Origin of the sequence: Aquimarina sp. RZ0 (genome assembly GCF_008370685.1) — a bacterium.
In the GTDB taxonomy this organism is placed as follows: Bacteria; Bacteroidota; Bacteroidia; order Flavobacteriales; family Flavobacteriaceae; genus Aquimarina.
Genome location: NZ_VTZU01000061.1, coordinates 1 through 25,844, shown reverse-complemented (window position 1 = coordinate 25,844; position 25,844 = coordinate 1). Strand labels below are relative to the sequence as shown.

Sequence of the window (25,844 nt, the reverse complement as noted above, 5' to 3'; positions counted from 1 at the left end):
TAAGTCTTAAAAATCATAAAAGAGGGAAAAAATGACAAGGGTCGTCGTTACAGGAATGGGAGCAATTACTCCAAATGGGAGGAATCTTGATGAATTCTGCCAATCATTACTTCATCATGTATCTGGAATCAAATTTCACAAACATCTTGAAGAAATTGGTATGCGTTGTTGCGTAGCTGGTATCCCCATAGAAGATGATACTATCCTAAAGACAAATTTTAGCACTAGCGATATCAAACATATCACAAGCAAAAATATAAAATATGCCTGCATTGCTGCGACTGAAGCCTGGATAGATGCAGGATTAGTTATAAATAATGACATTGAAGATCTTGAAACCGGTTGTATAATTGGCTGTTCTACAGGAGATATCCATCAGTTTAGAGAGGTAATCCAAAAAGTAGATAATCATCAGATCAAACGATTAGGCACACGTTTTATAGAACAACTAATGGTCAGTGGTGCCAGTGCCAAAGTAGCTGGTTTATTGGGCTTAGGCAACCGAGTATTCTCCAATAGTTCTGCCTGCGCCACCGGAACAGAATCTATTATAATGGGATATGAGTACATCCGTTCTGGAAGAGCCAAACGAATGCTTGCCGGTAGTTGTGAATCTCCTGACGAGTATATCTGGTCCAATTTTGATAACATGAGGATTTTGGCTCGTGGGTATAATGACATTCCAGAAAAATCTTCCAGACCACTCAGTGCTTCTGCAAAAGGTTTTATTCCCGGAGCAGGTGCAGGTATTTTGGTTCTTGAGACCCTGGAAACCGCAATACAAAGAAATGCAAAAATATATGCAGAAATTATTGGTGGTTTTTCTAATTCTGGCGGACAAAGGAGAGGTGGCAGTATGACCGCTCCTAATAAAAATGGTGTTGTGAATTGTATCAAAGGAGCATTAAAAGATGCCGCCATTCTTCCCGAAAACGTAGATCTAATATCAGGGCATCTGACCGCAACAATGGCAGACCCTATAGAAATCGAAAATTGGTCTGTCGCTTTAGGGCGGAAGCAAAAAAAATTCCCAAAAATTAATACCCTCAAATCTATGATAGGTCATTGTCTCAGTGCAGCAGGATCTATCGAGATCGTTAGCCTTATACTACAAGTGCATCATGAATTTATACACGCTAATATGAATTGTAAAGACATACACAAAGATATTCTAAAAAACATAGATGCCGGTTGCATTCCGCAAGAACGAGAATCTTATAAAATCCGCACTGCTTTAAAAGCCAATTTTGGCTTTGGAGATGTTAATGCAACCATAGCTATTAAAAAATATAACGCTTAAAATCAATATATTATGAAACGCAAAGAAGTATTAAAAACGTTTAAAGAAATTCTGAAAGAACATGTTTCTGAAGATGAAATGCAATTATTTGAAAATTTCAATGAAAATCTATCACTAAGCGATGACTTGGCAATTGATTCACTGGATGTTATTAACATAGTCATAGACATCGAAAATGAGTTTGACATTGAAATAAGCGATGAAGAGGTCAAACAACTCACTGATGTTGCAAGCTGTCTGGATCTTATAGAAAAATCCAAACAAATGCTCGTCGAAGAATAACAGTAGCGGTATGACACAGCAAGATGAATTAATATGGCATGAGAAACTAACCAGTCTGTTTCCAAGACATCCTTCACAACTGAATAAAGTAAATGAAGCAGATGCTGAAATCGTATTTCTAGAGCAAAATAGGTCTATACTAGCAATTACCACAGATATTATATGTGAAGAAATCCAAACAGGAATATATAAAGACCCTTTTTTAATGGGGTGGATGTCTGTCGTTGTAAATATTAGTGATTTATGTGCTGTTGGCGCGATCCCAAAATTTTTGACACTGAATGAGGTTTTTCAGAAAGACACAGAAGAGGCATTTATTACTAAAGTTCAGGAAGGAATTGCCGCGGCTTGCAGCGCATTTAATGTTTCTGTATTAGGAGGGGATACTAATTTTGCTGATCAGATCTTGCTGGGAGGCACTGCAATTGGTTTTATACCATCTCCTGATAAAATTGTACAACGCAAAGGAGCGCAAATAGGTGATCTTATTTATACAGGTAGTTCTATTGGGTCTGGAAATTTCTTTGCTTTCGCTGCATTACAAAACCTGGGAACAGCTATTGAATATAGACCATATCCTAATATTAAACTGTCTCAACTCATGGCATCTTATGCGAATAGTTGTATCGATACCAGTGATGGCCTTTTTCACGCCTTATATACTTTAATGAAAGTAAATACTATAGGTTTTTCTCTTAATGAAAATGCATTTTCCTGTATTCCGAAGCAGTTACTAAAGCATTGTAATAGATTGGAAATATCACCTATTACCCTATTTGCAGGAATTGTAGGAGAATATGAATTGATATATACGATTCCACAGGATAAGAATACAAGCTTTCTAAAGGAAGTAGAAAATCATAATATCAATGTTCATTGTATCGGCAAAGTGACAGACGCAAATGGACATTTATCCATCATATCCGAAGGACAAGAACAACCTATTGATCTGGAAGCCATTGTACAGGCTTTTACCATAAGTAAAGGGGATATCAAGGCATATATACATAACCTAAAAAAACAATTAGAATTTCAATAACAAATTCATGGAAACAAAAGAAATCACTTCAACCTATCAGGGAGGAGAAAATATAGATCTGAATACGGTATTGCTAATGAACCGAAATTCGACTTTCAGAGATCGGATCAAACATTTTAATGGGATGATCAAGGAGAGCATAGATGAAAAAAGCAATCTATACAGAAGAGTAATTCTATCACCTGCCGGATCTGAGGTACTGGTAAAAGATATCTATACTCATGAACCTCAAAAAATGCTTATGTTCGGATCCAATAATTACCTGGATCTTGCCAATCATCCTCTGGTACTAAAAAAAGTAAAAGATGCCATGTCAGCATTCGGTTTTGGGATTGGAGGACCTCCTTTATTAAATGGAACTACCAAATTACATGCAGAATTAGAAGAAAGACTTTCATACCTAAAACAGGCAGAAGACACCTTATTATTTTCTTCTGGATATAATGCCAATGTAGGCTTGGTAACTGCACTGATAAGCTCAAAAAATGACTGTGTCGTATATGACGAATATAGCCATGCTTCTTTTTTTGACGGAATTAAAATGGCTAAAGCTTCCGGAACTTCATTTAAACATAATAACGCCGCTGATTTAGAAAAAATCCTGCAAGACAATACTAAGCTTAGAGGGAAGAATAAGTTTATAGCCGTAGAAGGTGTATACTCCATGGATGGGGACACAGCTCCGCTAGATAAAATAGTTAGCATTGCCAAAAAACACCACGCAATGACCATCTTGGATGATGCCCATGGTACATTGATACTAGGAGACCAGGGTCATGGTACTGCAGAAGCATATGGTGTTCAAAAAGAAATTGATATTACTATGGGCACTTTTAGCAAGGCATTTGCAGTCACCGGAGGTTTTGTTTCGGGATCAAAAGAATTAATCAATTATTTGCGATTTTTCTCGAGGTCTTATATGTTTTCTGCCTCCATACCTATCCCGGTGGTAGCAGGCGTATTGGCTGGTATCGAAATTTCTGAAAATGAACCCTGGCACCGGCAAAAATTAATGGAAAATGTAACATATGCCAAAGAAAAGCTTAGTAAATATGGCCTAGTCACAGCACCTGAAGCAGCCATCATTACCTTAAGTGTTCCTCCTACTATGAATATTAGAAAAGCTTCTTACGGTTTTCATCAAAAAGGAATTTTTATTAATTCTATTGAGTATCCCGCGGTTCCGTTAAACGAACAGCGCTATCGTATCAGCATCATGTCCAGTCATACCAAATCACATATTGATCGATTAGTAGACACTGTAGATTATGTATGGAATAACTTTAATGACCATTGATATGATGTGGTATATCGCTAGCATATTAATCGTATTTACTTTGATTTGGTTTCTCTATAATTCACCATTGGCGCTGGTTGATATGATTCCATTTATTAAGGTGACCAAAGATTTTTCTGATGATTTTACGGATAAGGAAACTATCGACTATAGTAAAAAAGAAAACTGGTATGTAAATACTGCAAACAAAGGTATTGACCACAAAGCAGATGTTTTTTTTGTACACAGAACTACTTTTTTAAATAGAACTGCATGGAATGCTGATATTACAGAAAGCAGCTTAAATAAAACCACATACACCTATGCTGTCAAAATACAAACAAGAATTTTTGAGGGGATTGCAAATATTTACGCCCCAAAATACAGACAGGCCACTTTATATTCTTTTTATGACAAAAGTGCAAATAATAATGGTCAGAAAGCTTTGGATAAAGCCTATAATGATGTCAAGAATTCATTTCTACATTATCTAAAAACATATAATACCGGACGTCCGATTATACTTGCAGGACATAGTCAGGGAACGTTTCATCTTCAGAGATTATTGCTGGAATTATTTGATGAAAATCCTGCATTACGTAAAAAACTGATCTGCGCCTATCTGGTAGCGATGCCTATAGGTAAAAATTTATACAGACATATCTTCCCTTCCAGAATTAAGGACGATATTAATTGCTATGTGAGCTGGAGTACTTTTGGTAAAAATGCATACCCATTATACTTTAAAGGGCAATATGATGACGCCCTATGCACCAATCCCATTAGTTGGGAACACAATTCGGCAGTACTAACTTCTAAGAATAAACACAAAGGCGCTTATACGTATTATTTCAATATTCATGTAAAAAATAAAGTACAAGTATCTGTTGACAAAGGAGTACTACAAATTAATCGATTAGGCTTCGGTTTTTTCAAACTGAGAAAGGGAGATTATGTCCCCATGGACTATCATATTTTTTATGATAATATAAGAGAAAATGTACAGCAGAGAATAACAACATATTATAAGAAAAATAATGAAACACACAAAATATTACATAGGGATAGCAGCTACGTTTCATGATCCATCAATTACGGTGATGGATGAAACCGGTACCATTCTTTTTGCTGAAAGTACAGAGCGACATTTACAGAAAAAACGGGCAATGGGTTGCGCTGCGGATGCAGTCGTATGGATCGATAGTATTATCAAAAAATACTGTGACGCTGATGCAGAATTCCATATTGCAACTACCTGGAGTCATTCTTATAGCAGAATGCTACGTATGCTCAATACTTTTGGTTTATTACATAAAAAGCCCACTGGAATTATTAATTATGGTTTTAAAAAACTTGTGAAATCTATGCTCCCTGATGAAAACCTGCTATGGTTTTTAAGAAATCAGTCCGCAAGTCTCATACAATCCGGTGCTAATCTGGAGCGATATATCAGATGGGAACTGAATAACAAAAAAGTATACCGACATCAGTTCAATCATCATACTGCTCATGCTGCTTCTGCCATTTACGGATCAGGAATGGATCATGCAACCTGTGTGGTTATTGATGGTATAGGAGAATCAGGATCTATTTCTTATTTCTCTTATGATAATCAAAAACTTACACAACTGGGGCATCATAAAGGATTCGAGAGTTTAGGTTTCTTTTATACATTAATTACCTATTTATGTGGATTCGATCCTATAAAAGGAGAAGAATGGAAAGTAATGGGAATGGCTCCATATGGTAGTAAAAATCAATTCTTTTATGACTTATTAGCTTCCATTCTGGTGATTAAAGATTGTCATATCCAATTCAAAAATAATCCAAAAAATGTAGCATTTGTATTAGACGAAATTAAGAAACACCTGGAATTTTCTGATCAGAAATTTAAGCTTAGAGCTCAACTTGCTTATACAGGACAGTTATTGTTTACAGAGTATACGAATAAAGTGCTTCAAAGCATTCATAAAAAAGGAAACTCAGATCAGCTGATTTATGCTGGAGGTTGTGCCTTGAATTCGTCATTTAATGGTCAGATTACAAGTCAGACACCTTTTAAGAACGTGTATGTTCCTTCTGCTCCCGGGGATGATGGCACTTCTATAGGAGCTGCATATCTATCATACCTAAAAGATACTCCCATCCCTAAGAAACCTAATAAAACTATACTATCTCCTTATCTGGGATCCGAAATTGATGATAAAGAAATACAGCAGTTTATTAAATATGCCAATTATGAATTTGTAACATATCATCCAGAAGGAGTTTGTAAAGAAACTGCTCGTTTATTGGCTGACGGAGCACTGATTGGATGGGCACAGGGAAGAGCAGAATTTGGCCCCAGAGCATTAGGCAATCGTTCGATTCTTGCGGATCCCAGATCTCCAGAGATGAAGGATAAAATCAATGCCCGGGTAAAATTTAGAGAAGAGTTCAGACCTTTTGCACCGTCAATCCTTTCAGAATATGGGGAGGAATATTTTGAAAACTACCAGGAATCGCCTTATATGGAACGTACATTGGTGTTCCGTGAAGAAATGCGTCATAAAGTGCCTGCTGTGGTGCACGAGAACTATACCGGCCGACTACAGACCGTAAAGAAAGAATGGAACAGAACCTATTATGAACTCATAGAGGAGTTCTATAAACTAACCGGAGTACCCATACTATTGAATACCAGTTTTAATGTAATGGGAAAGCCTATTATTCACAATTTCAAGGATGCATTGACTGTTTTTTTCAATTCTGGATTAGATGCATTGATTGTCAATAATTACATTTTTAAAAAAGCAGCATTAACCAATAAATCGGTTACCAACATCGATCACAAAGAATATACAAGCTTATAATTTATCAATATTAAAAAACTTACAAATGAAACCTTCAGAATTATCAATTCATGTATACAGTCCCTTAAGTTTAGGGTTTATTCGTTCTTATGTCACTCATATGAGACCTTACCTTTTATTTGTCTCTGGAATAGCAGGTTATGCCGGGATGGCACTGTCCTTCTCAGTATCAATATCAGAAAGTATTCGCCTGGTAGTATGTCTTATCGCCTTCTTCTTAGGATATGGTTTTGGGCAGGCGTTAACCGATTGTTTTCAGATTGATACGGATAGTATATCATCACCATACAGACCATTGGTTCGGGGAATCGTAAAAAAAGGACACGTTATGGCGATTAGTATTATCGGTCTTATCGCTATCGGAGTTCCACTAATTCTTTTTAACATCTATAATTTGCCAATTTTTCTGCTTTCTGCTCTCGGGCTTATCACCTATACTTTTTTTAAGAAAAATGTAACACTTATGGGGCCTTTCTGGAATTCATGGATTGTGATGTTATTGCCCATCGCAGGATATTTATCTTGTAGTAATACGCTATCTATTAATACTATTGTATCGGATACTTCGATACTGGTTCTAGCGATCATGACATTTGCTTCTTATGCAAACTTCGTACTAATCGGATACCTTAAAGATATTAGCGCAGATCGAGAAACAGGATATAAGACTTTTCCTGTAGTATATGGATGGATAAAATCTATGTGGATGGGAAATGTGAATGTATTCGTGAGTATTGTCGCTGGTGGATTATTAATTAGTCAGCAATATACTTTGATAGGGATGCTAACTTTTATATTGGGATCTCTGATCGCCATAAGAGGACAGATATACGGATTGTTAACACTGGATCGTACCGAAGAGAATTCGGCAATTCCAGTAGCATCCACCGTTAGAAGTTTTATTTTATGGCATCTCGCCATCATATTTTCTTTTCAGTCTTCGGTTGCTGTTTTTATCTCTGGAGTCGTATTCTACCTTCTTTTTGAGCTAGTCATCTATAATCGCCCTCAAAAAGAGCAAATCTAAACTTATAATCGAAGAGTTCAAAAAGCTATACATACCCGATCAACACATGATATCCGAAGTATGAATCCAAGTTTTTTGAATTTTTGGACAATCTATCCAATAAGTGAACTCATCTTGACTTTTTATTTTTAAACGAAAATGAGTTCAGTATCTAAAATTTTAAACCAATGAAAATTGCAATATTAATAAACCTAAGCGCTAATCATAATAAAGCGACAGTAAAATGGGAAAAAATAAAGGATAAACTTTATTTTTTGGAAAAGGGAAATACCATTATTAGAATTCCTTACCGCGTACCTTTTGATATAAATGATTGCGTATCAAAATTATATAGTAACGAGGGTGTTACCTATTTTATTTCTGCTGGTGGTGATGGCAGTATCCATTATCTTATCAATGCTATTAAAAATATTGGTAAGAATAGTAAACTGGAAGAATTTACTATTGGTGGTATAGGATTGGGATCGAGTAATGATTTTTTAAAGCCTTTTGATCATATGATAGCAGGAGTTCCTGTAAAAATTGACTACGCACATTCTTATATGCAAGATATTGGATCGGTAGCATATGATACCGATACTCGTGGGAAACAACACAAACTCTTTTTGATTAATGCTAGTATTGGTCTATTGGCAAAGGCAAATCATATATTTAATAAAGGAGACCGTTTTATTAACTTTTTTAAACGAAAAAAACTGGAATGGGCGATCAACTATACGGCTGTGAAGACATTATTTACATATACCTCATCAAGTGTAAACATAATATCACCATTAGAAAAAAAGCGAGTAAAACTTACCAGTTTAAGTGTGCTAAAAAACCCTAATGTATCAGGAAGTTTCAGGTTTAATCAAAATATAACACCTAATGAAGGCTCTTTTGGGGTAAACTATGCGTATAATCAAAATTTTATCAGTGTAATCCGAACGATTGTTGACCTTGCTAATGGATGTTTTATTTCCAAAAAACCAAAAAAAGGCAGAGCATCCTATAAGTGTAATCAGCTGGAAGTTTCTTCTGGAAGTTCTTTGTATTTAGAAACTGATGGAGAAGTTGAAATTGCTAGAAATGTATCTTTTTCAATTTATCCGCATACCATCAGGATCATGAAATAATGTTATTCTGGTCAAAAAAAAGCAGTATGAACGATGAAAACTATTTTGCTTTAGCCATTCCATTTTTTATTGGAGGAATGCTCATTGAATTAGTATATCAATGGGTAACCAAACGTGCATTATATCGTTTTGATGATTTGATCACTAATTTATCTTGTGGAATAGGACAGCAAGTAATAGATATTTTCCTGAAAGTCATAATTCTTGGCATCTATTCATGGGTATATGAAAATCTGAGATTTTTCAAGATACAGCCTAATATATATACCTGGATCCTGTTATTTATTCTTATTGATCTCTGTTTTTATTGGTTCCACAGATTTGCCCATCAGGTAAATATTCTCTGGGGAACGCATATTGTACATCACCAGAGTGAAGAGTTTAATTTTTCGGTAGCATTGCGACAATCCTGGTTTGATAATTTATTCAATATTATATTTTATCTCCCCTTAGCGCTTATAGGTTTTGATACAATTTCATTTTTTGTCTTATTTTCTTTCAATACCATATATCAGTTTATTATTCATACTAAGTTAATTGGGCAGGTAGGTTTTTTAGAATATTTTCTTAATACGCCCTCACATCACAGAGTGCATCACGGCAAAAATCATCAATATATTGACAAAAATTATGGAGGTGTGTTTATCATCTGGGACAAATTGTTTGGAACTTTCCAAAAAGAGCAGGAAACTGTTATTTATGGGATCACTACTCCTATTCTATCTTTTAACCCAATGGTACTTAATTTTGCGTATTGGATACATTTGATAAAAGATTTAAAAAAAATTAGCATACCCTCGGTAAAAGTTGCTTACCTATTTGCAAAACCAGGAACCATTGCCTCAGACACCTTAGAATTGCCTCCATATATTGCTAAATTTTCTGTTCAATTAAAGACAATGACATCTCACATTTCTACATTAAAAGGCAGGTTATATATTGGATGGCATTTTTTACTCATCATTCTATTTTTTATCGTTCTCATAGATTTTGAACCCTTTTATACCTTCACAGAAAAAATACTTAGTGCGCTCTATATTTTAAGTACTTTAACCATCTTAGGTATTTTATTATCAGTGCGTAAAACTTTTCGTTTTGTAGAAGGGGTGAGAATTGTTTTCTCTATCTTTATTTTGTGGATTTTGATAAGAGATATTATAGCTTATAGTTTACATATTATCATCTTATATACCCTTATCAATTCATTGGTATTTATTATTCTGAGTGATGAAAAAAAATAACGTATTATTATATTTTCTCTTTTTTATACTCTATTGTTATAAAGCTTTTTCTTTTTCAGACCCTACGCTTTCTGATCAGGCGTATGTAAGTGTTCTGAGCTGTGGTAAATCCGAAGCATTATATGGTACCTTTGGGCATAGCGCTATTCGAATAAAAGACCCCGCAAACGCTATAGATCTATGTTTTAACTACGGTACTTTTAATTTTGATGATCCAAATTTTTATACCAAATTTCTACACGGTAAACTAAACTATTATCTTTCTGTAAATAATTTTAACGATTTTAAAATAAGTTATATAGAAGAAAACAGAAGTGTTAGTGAACAAAAACTGGCATTGACTCCGGCAGAAGTTAATTTGATCTATAAAAACTTATTAGAAAACTATAAATTAGAAAATCGTTACTACCAATATGAGTTTGTTGAGGATAATTGTGCTACTAAAATTCTGGAAATTTTAGAAAGATCTATTCCAAAGGAAAAATTAAGCCTGAAAAAACATGAATATACCCTCAATAAGAAAACTACGATAAGAAAACTGATCGATAGTTATACCGGTCATAATGATTTCCTTTTTGTGGGGATTAACCTCCTTTTTGGTTATAATGCTGATACTCCTTTTACGTATAGAAAAGCTGTATTTTTACCTGATTTTTTGAAACAAACAATCACCTATCTTCCTATTTATCAAGATGAAAAGGTACTTGTTCTGGGAGACGAGCATCCTTTTGAAAAGAAGCACTATTTTAAACTATTTTTTTGGACACTTTTTTTATTCCTCCTCATATCATTCATTTATGATCGTATGGAAAAAAATGTACTATTTGTCCATAAAATAGCTTTCTATATATATCATTCCTTTTTCTTGTTATTTGGAATTATAGGGTTGATATTAATATACTTATGGCTTTTCTCAGAGCACGAAATCCTAAAATGGAATATAGATTTATTCTGGAGTAACCCTTTAGTATTACTATTTCTCATTATAAAGAGAAGGACACTGCTAAAGACAATTATAAAAACATGTATCCTTTTATTTATGCTCCTAATGGCATATTTTGATCTCCAATATCTACTAACAATTCTCCCCGTGTTGTTTACCCTAATTTTGGGTCTATCGCAAAAAACAACCAATATCAGCCTTTGAATCTACTGGAGTTAAAAAATCATTTTTTTTATCTTAATTTCAGAATAAAAAGAAACGTAGTCAATGCTACATTTAGTTTTCTTTTTTGTCTAAACAAGAAATAGCTACTTTCTACTTTAGAGAGTTTAATACTCCAATAGAATAAGATCAATATTTATAAGGTTTTTAAGAGATTTTGTGTTCTTAATTTTATGAAGGAATTATTCGTTTTTTGTGCTTTTTTGCTGATTCCTACGCTACAATTGCACCTTGAAAACAACTCTAGAAAAACTCAATATATGGGGCACGCTATATTAATTCCACCAAAAGATACCTGCAAGACACGCTGGAAAACCTACATGAAATCGTTAATACCTTTCATCTGATTAGTTCATTTTTTATTCCAATATTTTCATTAACTCTTCATTTAGGTAAAGTTTCTCTTTGCCAACTTTAATTGATTTTAGAAAACCATTTTCTTCAAGTTTGATCAAATAATTTCCTACAGTTTTAGGTGTTCCTAATCCTTCATCAATAAGATGTTTCCTTTTTGTATAAGGAAGTCTGAATAATAATTCGATTAAATCTTTAGAATAAATTTTGGGTAATTTTTGTTTTATTTCATTACCCACAGTTGATAATACCGTCATTATAGATTCTAAGCGAGCCAAATCTTTTATAGCTGTTTGTTCAATCATATCCAACATATAAAGAATGAAACTATTCCAATCATTATTTTCTGTTACTGCTCTAAGATTCTTGTAATAATCAGTTTTACTATCCATTATATATTGACTAAGAAATATAGCGGGGACATCGAGTAATTTTTCAATTTTTAAACATAATAAGAGTAAAATTCTTCCAGTTCTCCCATTTCCATCAGCGAAAGGGTGAATAGCCTCAAACTGATAATGAATAATTGCCATTTTTATTAAAGGATCGTAAGTTTGATTATTATTGATGAATTTTTCCAGATTAGCCATTTTATCTCTAATATTCTTTTCCCCAGAAGGAGGTGTATAGATAGTTTCTCCATTTGAATTTGACAATGTAGTTCCTGACGTTTTTCGAATATTTGAATTATTTTGCTTTATTCGTTGGATTATGTCAATACACAAATTTGTCGTTATGAATGGTTTTTTATCTAATTGTTGTAACGCATACCAAAGCGCTTTTTTATAATTAAGGACTTCTTTTGTGGCAGGATTGTCAATTTTTTTTTCAGCAACAATAGATTGATAAATGTCGTCATTTGTGGTAATAATGTTTTCAATCTCAGAGCTTATTTTTGCTTCTTGTAAATGTAACGTATCTAGAAATAAACTTGGATTAGGTAAGTTTCGAATAGCACCATTTAATTGTGCGAGTGCTCTACTTGCAGTAATATTTTTTTTTAGAACCTCTTTTGTTTCTATTTCGATTTGAGGAGGTTAATAATGGTAAATCGTTATATGGAAGTTGCTTATCAAACATTTAGTAGGTGTAAAAATTACTCTTGAATTCAGAACAAGTGTAAATATAAACAAAATTTACCCTTGTTTGGTTTATGAAGGTAAAAATTACTCTCGTTGAAAATTATATACAGGTAAGCCAAGTGAAGCCTAATTATGAGAATTATAGAGTAATACAATTTACCATTTGAATTTACTGGAATAATCCCTAAATGAGAAATAATACGATTTGTGATTAAAAAATTCGTATAAATTCATTGAATTATTTTTTCTTTATGCAAGGCAAAAAAATCAAGCATAGCTATAGCTACGGTTTATTTTTTAAACGAAGTAGAAAGGAAAAAGAAACGATGAATATGCGAAATTTTTAGTTGTAAATCGTATAACGCTACTTGAAAAATTATAAACAGCAGCATATTGGGACTGAAGGTTTCAAAACTACTGAAAAAGCAAGCAATAGGGTGAAACAGACTACGCTAAAAGGCATATAAAAGTTTTTGATTTTTTGTGAATATTGAAACTTAGATTAAGTAACTGATGTACAGCTCAAAAAATACGACACCATATTTCTGTAAAAATTTTTAGAAAAGACCTTTTTTTGAGTGAAAATCTTCTCCTTATTTAAATTATCTATTTTGAGTATTTTTTTAAACAGAAATGGTATTACATCTTATAGATCCAGCTTTGGGGATTTTGTTTTTTAGTATCTTTAAAAATGAGGAATTTCATAATAGCCCGACCATTGGTAGGATTTACTCGTACCTCACCAATACTTTGTTTTGTAGATACTTTCTGACCTTCTTTTACGGCAATATTCTCCAGATTATAGTATATCGTAGTATAATTACCGTGTCGCACATGAACTAATCTACCTGCTCCTTTTAATTTTTGAATTGCAGAAACTTCTCCTTCAAAAATAGCTCTTGCTTTTTCTCCCGGTCTGGTCTCTATCTCCACACCACTACTATTAATCTGTATATTAGGTAATGTAGGGTGAGGTTGACGACCAAATTTCTTTGTTAATTTTCCTGTTCCTACTGGCCAGGGTAGTTTTCCTTTATTGGTTGTAAATCCATCTGCAAGTTTCTGACCTTCTGGTGTTAAGGCAAAGGTAGTCGCTGTTCCTTTTTTTGCAGCTTTTTTACCTACTTTCTTATTTGCTCTGGCTATCGCTTCTCGGATTAATTTTTCTATCTCTCTATCAATAGCACTTGCTTGCTCCTGTTTCTTTTTAATTTCTTTTTTATAGGTTCCTTCTTTTTTTCTAATAGAAGCCATCAGGACTTGCTGCTGTTTTTTCTCTTCTTTTAATCGTTGTTGTGCATTCCGGTTTTCATCTACCAGATTTTGTTTCTCTTTTTTACGTCTCGATAATTGTTTATTGAGCGTTTGAAGCTCTTCTGCACGGTTCTGGATCTGATTTGCCTGTTCTTTGCGATACTCATTGTACTGCTTCATATACTGCAATCTTTTATACGCTTGCGCAAAATCAGTAGATGATAACAAAAACATTATTTTACTTTTATGTGACTTACTTTTATAAGATTTCACCACCATTCTGGCATAATCTTCTTTTAATACCTTTAATTCTTTTCTATAAGACTGTATTTTTTTAAGGTTTGTATTGACCTCACGTGTGAGCAGATTAGCCTGTTGGTTTGTGATTTTTATAAGGTTTTCTCTGGTATTAATTTTAGAACTCAGTGTTTCTACTTCATCGAGCACAGATCGTTCTTGTTGCTTATTATTATCAAGCAAAATTCTCATCTGTTCGATCTGAGCTTTTAGCTGTTTGCGTTGTTTTTCTAGCTGCTGCTGCTTTGTACTTTGAGAAAAAGACGAAATACTGATGAGAAGTAGTCCGAATGTATATATAAGCTTTTTTAATCTCATTTTATAGTAACTTGCTCGTATCCTGATGGTATTTTAAACGGGAAACTCACACTGGCATTGTAGTCTACTGTTCGATAGTCAATTTTAATACTGGTTTTTTGTTTGGCTTCTGAAGCCTCTATATAGATTTCTTTCGGAAAATCCTGATTTCCCACTTTTTGATATGCCGTATACCCGATTGTTAAGTTTCTATTTTCTACTGGTTGTTTTAATTGTTGAGAAGCCATTTTAAAACTATCAGGGTTTATCAGAAAAAGTCTTTCGAATAGTTCTAATTCTTTTTTTGGTCTAAGTTGATATTTTTGGTTTTCTACAGAAGATAAATACTTATCTTCTCTTAGATTAAAGAGGGTTTGCCCCAGCAATAATTGTTGTACTTTCTGAAAATCCAGCTCTGTACCTAACCAAGCACTCAGCACTTCAAAATTACCATCAAAATATGTGTTATTTGCCTTCTCATAATAACTTACTTTTTCTGGGGTTATTAAAAGTTTTGCTACGGTAATTCCTAAAAGTTTTGCGCTTATCCATATTTTTTTGTCTTTCTCCATTCGCAAGGAAACGTTAGGACTAAAGGATTGTTCATCATCCTCATACCGAACTTTTAACTTAGCATTAAGTGTCTTAAAATTAAAAGCCCTATTATAATGGTTAGCAATTATTTTCTCTGCCTTCAGTTTTTTTACATTTGATCCGGTAACAGCTTTGGTACCTTTACAAGAGGTGAGTAGCAAGAAGAAAAAACATAGTAGATACAATATTCTATTCATTCTTTTTTATGATTTTTTCTTTAGTTGCAGGGATTTTTCCTTATACTGTGCCGCTTTGACTGTATCACCTTTTTTTAGATATGCTTCAGCTATCTGATTGTAAAAGTCTGATTCCATTTTAAGATCGTCAATAACATAATCGATGCCAACACTTAATATATCAATGGCTTCTTCATAATTAGTAAGATGTACCAGAGAAACTCCATTCACCAGGTACAAAATAGGTTGAGAAGGATACAATTCTATTGCCAACGTACTGCCTTCTTTTGCTTTTTCATATCTCTTAAGGTCTAATTGGAGCAGTAATACTTTTCTTAGCACATCAAAACTCTGAAAGCTATCCTTAATTCCTCTTTCATAATAGTTAAGGGCTAGCTCTTTTTTATCTTTTTCATAAAAATAATTACCAATTTCGGTAAATACCTTGGTACTTCCCGTATCATCAGAAAATACATTGGTTATCTCAATAAGTTCCTTTTCGTATCCCGGGTTTTTATCTACAAATATTAGAAAATCATTGATAACTTTATACTTAGAATCACCTTCTAACTCATCACTAGACAAAGCAATTTTCATAGATTTAATTGCTTTATCAATAGCACCATCATCTAGATAAAACTTATACAAAGCAAGATGTACCAGTTTAGATTTTGGTTTTTTCTTTAATAGCTTTTCTGCAGTTTCAAAAGCTTTTTCTTTTTGATTATTCTTACTATAGAGATATATTAGGTTAAGGTAGTTTTGTTCTTCTTTAGGAGAATCTGCTATCTTTTGTTCTAATCGCGCTATCTGAGAGTTCGGGTTACTAATTTTTAGTGTTATCTTCTTTCTGAGTTGTTCTCTATATTTATCAGTTCCTATTTCATCAATCAAACTATTCAGCATAGTAAGTGCCTTATCATACTTTTTGTCCAGAAAATACAGATTTGCCAGTTGTTCTTTATAGATTATATCAAAAGCTACCAGTTTTTCTACTACTTCTGTAGCACTTGTATAGTTTCCTTGTATAAAATATACCTCAAATAATTGTTCTAAAACAAAACGGTCATTGGGCTGTTCTTCTAACACTTTCTTAAAATTGGTAGCAGCCAGATCATACTTTTTTAATGCTGCGTAGTTTTTACCTAATTCTCCATATAAAAAATTAAGCCTGGGATCAATTTCTATACATTTTTCCAGTGCTGTAATAGCTTTTTCATAATTGGTAATAGCCTTTTGTTTTAATGCTTCAAAAAAGTTTTCCTGAAACTCATCAGATACATCACCCAGATCATCTATATTGATTTCTTGCTTTGGCACTATCTCCTGTGAGGAGATACTTTGTATCCCAGCACCAAGAAAGGCCAAACAACATCCTATATGTAACCAATACCTATTCATAAAAACTCTTTCAGGTTTACTCGATAATCGAGATGTTTTTTTCAGTAAATGCCTCATAGGCTTGCTCCGAGGTAGTTTACTGCTTCATAAACTATTCCAAAATAGAATAATCACCAATACTAATTGTAGTATACTTACCGTCATAAAGAACGTGATTTCCTATCATAGCATTGTCTAAGGTAGCATTTTTTATAACTGTTTCTGTCTGTACTAAACTATTTTTGATTGCTGTATCTTCTACAGTACACCCATCACCAATAGAAACATTAGGCCCAATAGATGCATTTTTAATGACAACCCCATCTCCTATATAACAGGGAGGTATAATAGTTGCATTTTTTTGAGTCACTGAGTCACTTATTAATTTTTCTCCATCTTTTTCAAGAAAACCAAGCATTCTAGTATTGGTTTCTACTGTAACGTTTTTGTTTCCGCAGTCCATCCATTCATCTACCTGACCTGTAACAAAAACTTTTCCATCAGCCATCATTCTTTTGATTCCATCATTGATTTGATATTCTCCTCCATTAATAATTTTATTATCAAGTACATATTGTAATTCATCTTTTAAAACTGCAACATCTTTAAAATAATAAATTCCTATCACTGCCAGATCTGATACAAATTCTTTAGGTTTTTCTACCAATTCTACAATCTGCTTTTGATCATTTAGCTTTACTACCCCATAGGCTTCTGGTCTATCTACCTGTTTTACCCAAATAACAGAATCGGCTTCTTTATCGAGATTAAAATCTGCTCTGATCAGGGTATCTGCATAGGCAATCACTGCTGGTCCGGAAAGAGAATCTTTGGCACACATAATCGCATGTCCTGTTCCCAGTGGTTGATCTTGTCTATAAATAGAAGCTTTTGCTCCCAATCCTTCTGCCAGTTCTGTCAAACTTTCTACCACGTCATCACCAAAAAATGCCGGATCTCCCAAAACAAATGCTATTTCTTCAATCGGTTCTCCTAATACTTTTGCTATATCAGAAACTAATCTATGTACTATTGGTTTTCCTGCCACAGGAATTAATGGTTTAGGAACTGTAAGTGTATGAGGTCTTAATCGAGAACCTCTTCCTGCCATGGGTACGATGATTTTCATTTTATTTTTTAATTGGTTTGATTGAATATTCTTATTGAATTGATCTTCCTTATTATTTTTTCTGTTTTATTCCAAAAATCACTTGAAATTAACTGTTTTGACTATTTTACGCCTGTACTCCCAAATCCTCCTGCTCCTCTGGTAGTTTCAGAAAGTGTTCCTACTTCATTCCATGTCGCTCTTTCGTGTTTTGCTAGTACCAATTGGGCAATACGTTCTCCATTTTCTATGGTAAAATCTTCAGTAGATAAATTTACTAAAATTACCCCAATTTCTCCTCTATAATCGGCATCAACTGTACCTGGAGCATTTAATACGGTAATTCCTTTTTTTGCTGCCAATCCGCTTCTAGGACGTACTTGTGCTTCATAGCCTACGGGTAACTCTATAAATAATCCGGTTTTAACAACGGTTCTTTCTAAAGGTTTTAATACGATAGATTCACTCAGGTTTGCCCGTAAATCCATTCCTGCAGAAGCAATAGTTTCATAATTTGGTAACTCATGGGATGATTTATTGATAATATTTATTTGCATATGTATATTAAAAAGCTCTGCATACAGAGCGTATTACTTTTTTAAAATTTGTTTTAATTCCTTGTTTTCAGAGATGTACAAAATTACTAAAAACACAAGTAATAATGGGATAGAAATTATATAATTACTATGGAACACATAAAATGATAAAATAGAAAAACTTATGGATAACCCGATATACATTCCGATTTTCTTTAGATTATACGGAATAGGATAATATTTTCTTCCAAAATACCAGGATACTACCATCATAGTAGCATATGCTATCAAGGTAGCGATAGCCGAACCAACATAACTATATTCTGGGATTAATAGAAAATTAAGCACTAAGGTAATAACCGCTCCGACAATCGATATATAGGCTCCAAATCTAGTCCTATCTGTTACTTTGTACCAAACTGATAGGTTATGATAAATACCTAAGCAAAAATTAGCCAATAGAATTATAGGAACTACGACCATTGCTTCCCAGTATTCAGGTTTTTTGATCATTATTTCTTTCAATAACTCAGAAAATGTAATAACGATAATTAAAATAAAAGAACCGAAAATAACAAAGTATTTAGTGATAATTGCATACGTTTTGGGTGCATCCTTCTCCTTTGCATGACTAAAAAAGAAAGGCTCAATCCCCATCCTGAATGCCGTTGCAAATAAAGTCATAAACAATGCCAATTTATAACACGCAGCATAAGCTCCTGATTCGAATAACCCTTTCTCCCCTTCCAGAATTCGTTCCAGAAGAATTTTATCAAAATGTTCATTGATTGCAAACGCAAGACCCGAAATCAAAATAGGTGTTCCATAAAAAATCATCTTGTTCCATAGGCGCTTATCAAATTGATATTTTATTTTAAAATAAAAAGGAAACATTAATAAAAGTGTGATACCACTAGCTATCACATTGGCGATAAATATATATTGAATCTGAAAATCTTCTTTATAAATTACCTGAAGCCATACTATTTCCTCTGACCATCTTTTCAAAAAAATCAAAAAGAAAACATTAAGAGTCGCATAAATTACAATGTTTATAATCTTAATGACTGAATATCGAATAGGTCTCTCACGAGCTCTTAAACTAGCAAATGGAATGATCACCAAAGAATCTAACGCCAAAATTAGAACAACATATCCTAAAAATTCTTTATCTATATCAAGAAGAGACGACACCTGATCCTGCGCAATAAAAGCAAGAATTAAAAATAGTAGTGTGGTCAATACAATAGAAATTGCAGAGATACTGGTAACTTTATGTTTATATTGATCTATATTAAAAAATCTAAAAAACGAAGTTTCCATTCCATATGCCAACAGTACATTAAATACGAGTATCCAAGAAAACAAGATAGTAACCCTACCATAGGATATGGGACCATCAAGATATTTAGTATGCACAATTACCAAAAGAAATGACAACATGCGTGGTAACACTGTCGCCAGCCCATAAATAAAAGTTTGCTTAAAGAGTTTCTGAAAAATTCCCAACTGGTCTTTAGATTGTGGTTCTAAAAATACAACTTTTATTGCCGTATCTGCATGGGAATTCCCTTCATTTGTTTTTCTGGCAGACGATCCAATTTAAAATATCCTTTCTTTCCATTTTTAGTGTATCCAATCATACACTCATTCTCTTGTAACTCAAAAGGTATTTTTTCTTCTAATGCCGGCACTTCATTTTTAGCTTCTTCCTTAGGATCATCACTCATTATAAGATCTCTTACCACCGTGCCGGGATTTGTATACCTCCCTATATAAACAGCCTGATTTTTTTTACGCTCTAATTCAATTTTTTTTCCTTTAAAATATACTTCTTCCAATACTATACTGGTATCTTCGTTTACCGGAAGATATACTATAAATCCAGATCCTCCCTCTCTAATACCAGATACCCATTCCTGGTAATAAGGTGAATTAAAAGTTATTGGCGCTTGTTTATCCACTTGTTGACTGCTTGCACATTGTGTAAAAATAATTAATAGACAGGCAATACTTAATCCTGTCATAATCGATTGTATAGTTATTCTTTGTTTTCCCATTTTTTCTTTAATCTTTCGCGATGTTTTTCTTTCATTTTCTTGGTTTCTTTGATATTAAAAACAATATTCATACCAAGATTGACTGCAAGACCAGAAAATAGTTTCATATCTGCTCCATTCGTTTTATTGAGTCCATACTATGATTTTAAAATGTACTGAATACCCCAAACGATTGATTCTCAATTCGTATTCTTTTAAAAACTGTGTTAAAGATACTAAACTGGTGATAAGCTTACTTAAAAAATCTTAAAATTTATAGCTTGCTTTAAGTAGTACGTATCTGGGTAGTAATCTGTATTCGGTACTGGAAACGTAGGTGTCATTTACAGTAAAATTTCTAAAAACACTAGTATTCAACAAGTTATTTCCAATCAAAGAAAAATTTATATTTTTATTTTTTGGTTTGTAGTTTAACTCAAAATCTGTAAAACAATAATCCTTATCACCTTTTTGAAGATTATCAAAATAATAAAATTCTGATTGTATTTGTAAATTTAGTTTAGGGCTGAATACGAAAGAAAGGTCTAGAAAAGTACTGTTTTGATTGGAGGTATTGGTAGTTGAAGTTTTGACCTGTGTAGTGTTCCAAGTAGTTCCAGCGTGATAATTAAAAATTCCTCTAAAACCAGATCTAAGTTCCAAGCCATATTCATAAGTTTCATATAGGACATTTCGCAAATTATTATTTACAATGTTTTTAAACTCTGATTGAGAATAATTAAGTTTAACTTTAAAATTAGAACGAATCCATCTAAAATACCTATCCAATTTGCTACTTACTTTATATAGTTCTTTATCCTTAACTCTAATTGCCGTTGATTGTATTACGTTCTGAGATATTCGCGAATTTGTGCTAATAAAATCATTTTCTTTGACATACAACAAGGATATATTCGCAATAAATCGATCCCCAAAATTTCCTAAGTTATAGCCTGTAAAAATAGTTGTAGTATTTAATTGATTAAACGTTCCCAAACCTCTTGAAAAATCCCGAAAACCTGTCAATACATTACCACTATATACATCAACAATAGAGGCATTAGAAGTTTTATTTTCTGCAAATGCATTAATGGTATTGGTTTTATTAATTTCCCATTTAAAATTAAATTTAGAATTAAACAGAAAAGGGGATTCTTTTCTATTTTGTGATTCTTGACTAAGATCATTAAACAATTGATGCCCTTCTAAATTTAGCCCAATAGCTACCTTATCAAGTTTTTTTCTATAACCAGTTCCTATGTATAAATCGTGCGCTGTGTATTCTATATTATTACTAAAATCATCAGGTCTTACTATAATATTTTGGTCTTCTTTTAGAAAAAAATCGGATACTAAATTATCTTTTCGAAACTCATACCCCATGCTAAAATCCCAAAGATCGTTGTTCTCCTTTCGATCTAGTAGTTGTCCTTTAAAACCCGCATACTTAAATTTGTTTTCACTAAGTTGATTGATATTATTCACTTCATCAACCGTTGGAAAGAATTCTTGAAATAAAAATTGATTAGTTCTATATTCTTGTGGTTTATTCTCCTTTATATACCGACCTGATAGAACAAATACTTTATTCTTTTGAAACCTATTGCTAAAGGTGACCTTATGATTGTGTAACTCAAATTTATTCTCTAAACTTTCATTGTTATCCTGATCATTAAATAGCAATTGAGTTCCTGTGTTAATGACTGAATTATTATAAGTCCCTTCATATTCTAATAATCTTGATTCTGATATATCATAGTCTACTTCTACGCGACCATAGCCTATATTCGTATTTTTAGAAAGCGTATAATTTTCTGTATTGGTAAATGCTGCTCCCTCAATAAAAAAATTTTCAAATCCATTACTGAAAAAATTATTGTCATCAGAATTAAAAAGCCCCAAGACTTTTAGATTTACTTTTGGAGATACCTTAAAAATAGAGTTTAATGAAAGTAGTTCTGCATTATTAAAATTAGTTCTCGACTTTTTTAATCCTGGCACTTGTGAGTTTAGAGATATTAATTCATATCCTTTTTGGTTTTCTCCTACATTTCCAGGTTCTCCATAATTTCTGGAATCGATCAATCCCCGAACATCTTCTGTAACGTCTTCTCCAATATTATTAAGGCTCCCGATAAGAAAATATTTATTTTTTTTACCGAAACTAGAAACGGTTGCATCTACATCATAGCTATTTTCTAAGACGACGCCATATCCTGGCGCGATGGTACCAAACCAATCTCGTCTGAAATTTTCATCAAGTTTAAGATTAATTGCTACCTTTTCACTTTCTTCGATACCTTTAAGTAATTTATTATTAGAATACCTACGTAATACTTCTACTTTATCAACTGCATTAACGTCCAGGTTTTTAGTTAACAGTTTGTATCCCTTTCTAAAAAAATCATCCCCCTCGACCATAACTTTTTCTACCTCTCTACCGTCTACTTTAATAATCCCAGTATCTGAAACATCAACCCCTGGCAATTTTTTAAGTAAATCCTGTACTACAGTTTCTTCTCCTTGCTTAAAAGAAGATGCATTGAATATAATCGTATCTTTTTTTTCTGTGATGGCGCGTTCTGAAATGATGACAACTTCTTCTAAGTTGTATGAACTCGGATTTAATACTACGTCTTTTATAATTCTTGAATCTTTTTCTAATACCACCTCACTATATGAAGTCTTATATCCGAGTGCTGAAAAACTAAGAATAACCCCCCCTGACTGCTCCGTTTTTAATGTATATCTACCTCTCTGATCAGTATATGCAAAGGTAATAATGGCATCTGTAGAAACATCCTTTAGATAAACATTTGATGATGTTATGGGATTAGCTAGCGTGTCTTTTACTACACCAGTAATTATAATCTGTCCATACGAAAAACTGCTTAACATATTTATAATTAAGCAATTAAAAAATAAAAAAATATGTGTTCTAACCACTATCTCTCTTTAAATATACATTCGGAAATAGAAGATTATTATATATTTTTGCTAACCAATAACCTCCGTGATTTAAAATTTAAACTACTAAAATGATTCTTGTGTTCGATTTCTAGTTTTATCTAAGTCATCACAATCTAGCATTAACGTAGCTCCCTTAGGCAGAGATGCTAATGCTCTAGAACGAGTATTTTCACATTCATTCTGGATCGCTTTTATATATACGTTCATATCATCAATACGTTTTACATCCTTTGGTAAAGCTAAAACAGTTTCAATTTCTTCTTTAGAAATATTAAATTGCATTTTTAATGCCCTGTATTGGTATTTCCCCTTATGATCCGAGGCTTCTAGGATTAGACCAGGCAAACCATTCAGTTTCCAAGGTCCATAAGGAACCGGTATCTCCTTTGCAAACCAAACGGTATATATCCTACCCCTAAAAGGAGCTGTTGCCTTTTGGCATTTATACTCGCCTACTTGCTTAAACTCCTGATATAATTGCCACGAAATCGGAGTTAGGGTATCTCTGACTGTATAATTCTCCATACCTACTGAAGTTCTGAAAATAATCTTTTTAGTTCTATTATTAATGAAAAAAAATTTTGTCAAACTATTTCGAATAATTTTTGTTTTTCTAATAGTACCCATAGAATCAACAGTATCTTTATTCGACTCCGAACTCATATTACTCCCTTTTTCTGTATTGGAAATAAACATAGTTAGATCATTAGAAAAGTAAAGATTATTTATCGAATTAGTTATAACGCCCGTTTGATTCGTGATTTGATATTCATACGCTATCTTACCATTTTGAATAGTATACTCTTGGGCAATACCATATCCTGAAATATTCATAAAAAAGAATATCAGTATTATTTTATTCTTCATATTTTATCCACCCTACATTCAGGGAATATTCTTTAAAAAATTCAACTTATTTTATTCAAAAATCTCAAGGTTAAGATCTTCTGCTTTTGGACATTCCTCACAATTCTTTTTTACTTTAGTACCTCTTGGCATCGAAGCCAATATCATAGCCTCGTAATCTCTTAGTTTGTTCTTGATCGCTATTTTATACTCTTCCATACTTTCTTGTTTATCCTCATTTGGTTCCTTAAGACTATTTTTTACAGAATCATACTCAGGGTTTAAATCTATTTTTATAGCTCTAAAACCATATAAACTTCTTTCATCAGAAGCTTCTAATATTAATCCAGGAAGCCCTCTCAGTTTCCAAGGACCGTGAGATACTGGAATATCAGAAGTAAACCAAATTGTATACGTTCTTCCTCTATAGAAACCCTTTGCTTTCTGGCAAGCATACTTACCAATTTTTTTTCGTTCATCAGATAATTCCCAATTAATAGTTTCGATTTCATCTTGTACTCTAAATGGCTTATTATTTAATTTTTCTCTAAAAATCAAAGTATTACCAACAAAATTACTGTATACATAATTAGAAGGAAGAGTACTTATTTCTATATTCTCTACTATTTTTTCATCGTTTAAAAATTGATCTTCTTCTTTTTGTGTATTCTTTAATTTTATTGGGGTTTTACTAATTCCCTTATAAAATGATGCCTGATTATTAAAATAAAGTAAATAAGGATTTGCAAAAGAAGTACCATTTGGATTATTTATGATAAAATGGTATTCTACAATACCAATGATAGAATCTTGAGCTTGCACATTAATTACATAACTAAGTATTGACAATATGAATGCAATAATGGATTTTTTCATGATTTAAAATATTTGATTAATAAACCGTTTCTGTACAAAAATTTAATCTTGAATAATTCTAATTCCTTAGTACTTACATTTTATAAACAGCAAAAGTATAAAACCTAAAATTCTAATAATAAGAAATTAAAATAAACACTTAATCAAGTGTTTTATTAAATAATCACCTGGATTCGCATCACAAGGAACATCTGGTATAATCGTCATTAGCTGACCAGCATCGTTATATTTATATATAGTCATTGTACACCCAAAGTCTTCTTGATTAATTAAATTTACTGCATAACTTGAATATGCAGACATAATTATTCCTAAAGTTACTGAAGTTTCGCACCTAGTATTTACAGGTTTTTAGGGGTGTTAAAAAAGGAAAAAAGTAGCATGAAAACCTTGGTGAACCCTTGATTTTATTGTATTTTTAAGTTGAAAGACAAACAAATACAAAACATGCTACCTAACAAAGATATCGCTAAAATTGAAGAAATAAAAGGGATTTTCGATCGCAAATGGATTACCCCTGAATATCTGTCCAACCACTTAGGGATTTTGAAGTTTAAGAAAACTAGCAAATCTTTTACTTGGGTAAAAAAGAGTGGTATTCCTTTTCAAGAACTCTTGGTTTTACCGGTCTTAGGACATCAAACAATTCATTCCTTTGTGAGAAATTCTGAAAAAGGTATTTTTAATTTTGGTAAGGATGCCTACTATCGGATATTGTCCAATCAAAAAATAGACTGG

Annotated in this window: 22 protein-coding genes and 2 pseudogenes; 11 read left to right on the top strand and 13 right to left on the bottom strand. The window is 32.8% G+C overall.

The features are described 5' to 3' along the window. Positions 1-31: 31 nt before the first annotated feature. The 10 genes from F0000_RS20250 (at position 32) to F0000_RS20205 (ending at position 11,279) form a co-directional block, all read left to right on the top strand. Entirely contained in the window at positions 32-1,300 is a 1,269-nt protein-coding gene (locus F0000_RS20250; RefSeq protein WP_149626548.1) for a beta-ketoacyl synthase, read from the top strand. 12 nt (positions 1,301-1,312) lie between these two features. Continuing rightward, positions 1,313-1,582 carry an acyl carrier protein gene (locus F0000_RS20245; protein ID WP_149626547.1) on the top strand — a complete coding sequence of 90 codons (270 nt, stop codon included), beginning with the start codon at positions 1,313-1,315 and terminating at the stop codon, positions 1,580-1,582. Positions 1,583-1,592: 10 nt separating this feature from the next. Beyond that, entirely contained in the window at positions 1,593-2,621 is a 1,029-nt protein-coding gene (locus tag F0000_RS20240) for a thiamine-monophosphate kinase (protein ID WP_149626546.1), read from the top strand. A gap of 7 nt (positions 2,622-2,628) precedes the next feature. Further along, positions 2,629-3,918: a pyridoxal phosphate-dependent aminotransferase family protein gene (locus F0000_RS20235; protein ID WP_149626545.1), complete on the top strand. Its 1,290-nt coding sequence runs from the start codon at positions 2,629-2,631 to the stop codon at positions 3,916-3,918. Further along, complete coding sequence (locus tag F0000_RS20230) at positions 3,890-4,981, top strand: DUF3089 domain-containing protein (protein WP_149626544.1); 1,092 nt, start codon at positions 3,890-3,892, stop codon at positions 4,979-4,981. The genes F0000_RS20235 and F0000_RS20230 overlap by 29 nt, the downstream gene beginning before the upstream one ends. Then, a complete protein-coding gene (locus tag F0000_RS20225; RefSeq protein ID WP_149626543.1) occupies positions 4,935-6,749 on the top strand; it encodes a carbamoyltransferase C-terminal domain-containing protein in 1,815 nt (604 codons plus the stop codon). The genes F0000_RS20230 and F0000_RS20225 overlap by 47 nt, the downstream gene beginning before the upstream one ends. 25 nt (positions 6,750-6,774) lie before the next feature. Beyond that, positions 6,775-7,776: a UbiA family prenyltransferase gene (locus F0000_RS20220; protein ID WP_149626542.1), complete on the top strand. Its 1,002-nt coding sequence runs from the start codon at positions 6,775-6,777 to the stop codon at positions 7,774-7,776. A 167-nt stretch (positions 7,777-7,943) separates the two neighbouring features. Beyond that, positions 7,944-8,891: a diacylglycerol kinase family protein gene (locus F0000_RS20215; RefSeq protein ID WP_149626541.1), complete on the top strand. Its 948-nt coding sequence runs from the start codon at positions 7,944-7,946 to the stop codon at positions 8,889-8,891. Between the two features lie 26 nt (positions 8,892-8,917). Continuing rightward, the gene (locus F0000_RS20210) at positions 8,918-10,132 is read left to right on the top strand and encodes a sterol desaturase family protein (protein ID WP_188112197.1); all 1,215 of its coding nucleotides are present in this window, start codon (positions 8,918-8,920) and stop codon (positions 10,130-10,132) included. Then, the gene (locus F0000_RS20205; RefSeq protein ID WP_149626539.1) at positions 10,119-11,279 is read left to right on the top strand and encodes a DUF4105 domain-containing protein; all 1,161 of its coding nucleotides are present in this window, start codon (positions 10,119-10,121) and stop codon (positions 11,277-11,279) included. The genes F0000_RS20210 and F0000_RS20205 overlap by 14 nt, the downstream gene beginning before the upstream one ends. A gap of 377 nt (positions 11,280-11,656) precedes the next feature. Here F0000_RS20205 and F0000_RS28370 read toward each other — a convergent pair whose 3' ends face one another. The 13 genes and pseudogenes from F0000_RS28370 to F0000_RS20150 all read right to left on the bottom strand — a co-directional run bounded on the left by F0000_RS28370 (position 11,657) and on the right by F0000_RS20150 (position 25,106). Further along, on the bottom strand, positions 11,657-12,307 hold the full coding sequence (locus tag F0000_RS28370) for a Fic family protein (RefSeq protein ID WP_255452820.1): 651 nt from the start codon (positions 12,305-12,307) through the stop codon (positions 11,657-11,659). 162 nt (positions 12,308-12,469) lie between these two features. Further along, positions 12,470-12,604 (bottom strand): annotated as a pseudogene (locus F0000_RS28365) (Fic/DOC family N-terminal domain-containing protein); the annotation flags it as partial. Between the two features lie 768 nt (positions 12,605-13,372). Further along, positions 13,373-14,602: a murein hydrolase activator EnvC gene (locus tag F0000_RS20195; RefSeq protein ID WP_149626538.1), complete on the bottom strand. Its 1,230-nt coding sequence runs from the start codon at positions 14,600-14,602 to the stop codon at positions 13,373-13,375. Then, complete coding sequence (locus tag F0000_RS20190) at positions 14,599-15,372, bottom strand: DUF4292 domain-containing protein (RefSeq protein ID WP_149626537.1); 774 nt, start codon at positions 15,370-15,372, stop codon at positions 14,599-14,601. Before F0000_RS20190 ends, F0000_RS20195 begins: the two co-directional genes overlap by 4 nt. A gap of 6 nt (positions 15,373-15,378) precedes the next feature. Beyond that, positions 15,379-16,752: a lipopolysaccharide assembly protein LapB gene (locus tag F0000_RS20185; protein ID WP_188112196.1), complete on the bottom strand. Its 1,374-nt coding sequence runs from the start codon at positions 16,750-16,752 to the stop codon at positions 15,379-15,381. A gap of 91 nt (positions 16,753-16,843) precedes the next feature. Continuing rightward, on the bottom strand, positions 16,844-17,860 hold the full coding sequence (locus F0000_RS20180; RefSeq protein ID WP_149626535.1) for a sugar nucleotidyltransferase: 1,017 nt from the start codon (positions 17,858-17,860) through the stop codon (positions 16,844-16,846). Between the two features lie 101 nt (positions 17,861-17,961). Then, entirely contained in the window at positions 17,962-18,396 is a 435-nt protein-coding gene (dut, locus tag F0000_RS20175; RefSeq protein WP_149626534.1) for a dUTP diphosphatase, read from the bottom strand. 33 nt (positions 18,397-18,429) lie between these two features. Next, complete coding sequence (locus F0000_RS20170; protein ID WP_149626533.1) at positions 18,430-19,884, bottom strand: polysaccharide biosynthesis C-terminal domain-containing protein; 1,455 nt, start codon at positions 19,882-19,884, stop codon at positions 18,430-18,432. A 35-nt stretch (positions 19,885-19,919) separates the two neighbouring features. Next, positions 19,920-20,435 (bottom strand): hypothetical protein, encoded by a 516-nt coding sequence (locus F0000_RS20165; protein WP_149626532.1) that lies wholly within the window; start codon positions 20,433-20,435, stop codon positions 19,920-19,922. Then, entirely contained in the window at positions 20,417-20,542 is a 126-nt protein-coding gene (locus tag F0000_RS28360) for a hypothetical protein (RefSeq protein ID WP_255452819.1), read from the bottom strand. Before F0000_RS28360 ends, F0000_RS20165 begins: the two co-directional genes overlap by 19 nt. Positions 20,543-20,681: 139 nt before the next feature. Then, positions 20,682-23,312, bottom strand: coding sequence for a carboxypeptidase-like regulatory domain-containing protein (locus F0000_RS20160; protein WP_149626531.1), 2,631 nt, complete (start codon positions 23,310-23,312; stop codon positions 20,682-20,684). Positions 23,313-23,447: 135 nt separating this feature from the next. After that, the gene (locus F0000_RS20155) at positions 23,448-24,251 is read right to left on the bottom strand and encodes a GLPGLI family protein (protein WP_149626530.1); all 804 of its coding nucleotides are present in this window, start codon (positions 24,249-24,251) and stop codon (positions 23,448-23,450) included. A 51-nt stretch (positions 24,252-24,302) separates the two neighbouring features. Beyond that, positions 24,303-25,106 (bottom strand): GLPGLI family protein, encoded by an 804-nt coding sequence (locus tag F0000_RS20150; RefSeq protein WP_149626529.1) that lies wholly within the window; start codon positions 25,104-25,106, stop codon positions 24,303-24,305. A 447-nt stretch (positions 25,107-25,553) separates the two neighbouring features. Between F0000_RS20150 and F0000_RS20145 the strand changes: the two are divergent. Beyond that, positions 25,554-25,844: pseudogene (locus tag F0000_RS20145) on the top strand (IS4 family transposase); the annotation flags it as partial.

Excerpts from the sequence above, each read along its gene's own strand:
- F0000_RS20250 (WP_149626548.1), top strand. The coding sequence starts at position 32 with ATGACAAGGGTCGTCGTTACAGGAATGGGAGCAATTACTCCAAATGGG.
- F0000_RS20245 (WP_149626547.1), top strand. The coding sequence starts at position 1,313 with ATGAAACGCAAAGAAGTATTAAAAACGTTTAAAGAAATTCTGAAAGAA.
- F0000_RS20240 (WP_149626546.1), top strand. The coding sequence starts at position 1,593 with ATGACACAGCAAGATGAATTAATATGGCATGAGAAACTAACCAGTCTG.
- F0000_RS20235 (WP_149626545.1), top strand. The coding sequence starts at position 2,629 with ATGGAAACAAAAGAAATCACTTCAACCTATCAGGGAGGAGAAAATATA.
- F0000_RS20230 (WP_149626544.1), top strand. The coding sequence starts at position 3,890 with ATGTATGGAATAACTTTAATGACCATTGATATGATGTGGTATATCGCT.
- F0000_RS20225 (WP_149626543.1), top strand. The coding sequence starts at position 4,935 with ATGAAACACACAAAATATTACATAGGGATAGCAGCTACGTTTCATGAT.
- F0000_RS20220 (WP_149626542.1), top strand. The coding sequence starts at position 6,775 with ATGAAACCTTCAGAATTATCAATTCATGTATACAGTCCCTTAAGTTTA.
- F0000_RS20215 (WP_149626541.1), top strand. The coding sequence starts at position 7,944 with ATGAAAATTGCAATATTAATAAACCTAAGCGCTAATCATAATAAAGCG.
- F0000_RS20210 (WP_188112197.1), top strand. The coding sequence starts at position 8,918 with ATGAACGATGAAAACTATTTTGCTTTAGCCATTCCATTTTTTATTGGA.
- F0000_RS20205 (WP_149626539.1), top strand. The coding sequence starts at position 10,119 with ATGAAAAAAAATAACGTATTATTATATTTTCTCTTTTTTATACTCTAT.
- F0000_RS20195 (WP_149626538.1), bottom strand. The coding sequence starts at position 14,602 with ATGAGATTAAAAAAGCTTATATATACATTCGGACTACTTCTCATCAGT.
- F0000_RS20190 (WP_149626537.1), bottom strand. The coding sequence starts at position 15,372 with ATGAATAGAATATTGTATCTACTATGTTTTTTCTTCTTGCTACTCACC.
- F0000_RS20185 (WP_188112196.1), bottom strand. The coding sequence starts at position 16,752 with ATGAATAGGTATTGGTTACATATAGGATGTTGTTTGGCCTTTCTTGGT.
- F0000_RS20180 (WP_149626535.1), bottom strand. The coding sequence starts at position 17,860 with ATGAAAATCATCGTACCCATGGCAGGAAGAGGTTCTCGATTAAGACCT.
- dut (WP_149626534.1), bottom strand. The coding sequence starts at position 18,396 with ATGCAAATAAATATTATCAATAAATCATCCCATGAGTTACCAAATTAT.
- F0000_RS20165 (WP_149626532.1), bottom strand. The coding sequence starts at position 20,435 with ATGGGAAAACAAAGAATAACTATACAATCGATTATGACAGGATTAAGT.
- F0000_RS28360 (WP_255452819.1), bottom strand. The coding sequence starts at position 20,542 with ATGAAACTATTTTCTGGTCTTGCAGTCAATCTTGGTATGAATATTGTT.
- F0000_RS20160 (WP_149626531.1), bottom strand. The coding sequence starts at position 23,312 with ATGTTAAGCAGTTTTTCGTATGGACAGATTATAATTACTGGTGTAGTA.
- F0000_RS20155 (WP_149626530.1), bottom strand. The coding sequence starts at position 24,251 with ATGAAGAATAAAATAATACTGATATTCTTTTTTATGAATATTTCAGGA.
- F0000_RS20150 (WP_149626529.1), bottom strand. The coding sequence starts at position 25,106 with ATGAAAAAATCCATTATTGCATTCATATTGTCAATACTTAGTTATGTA.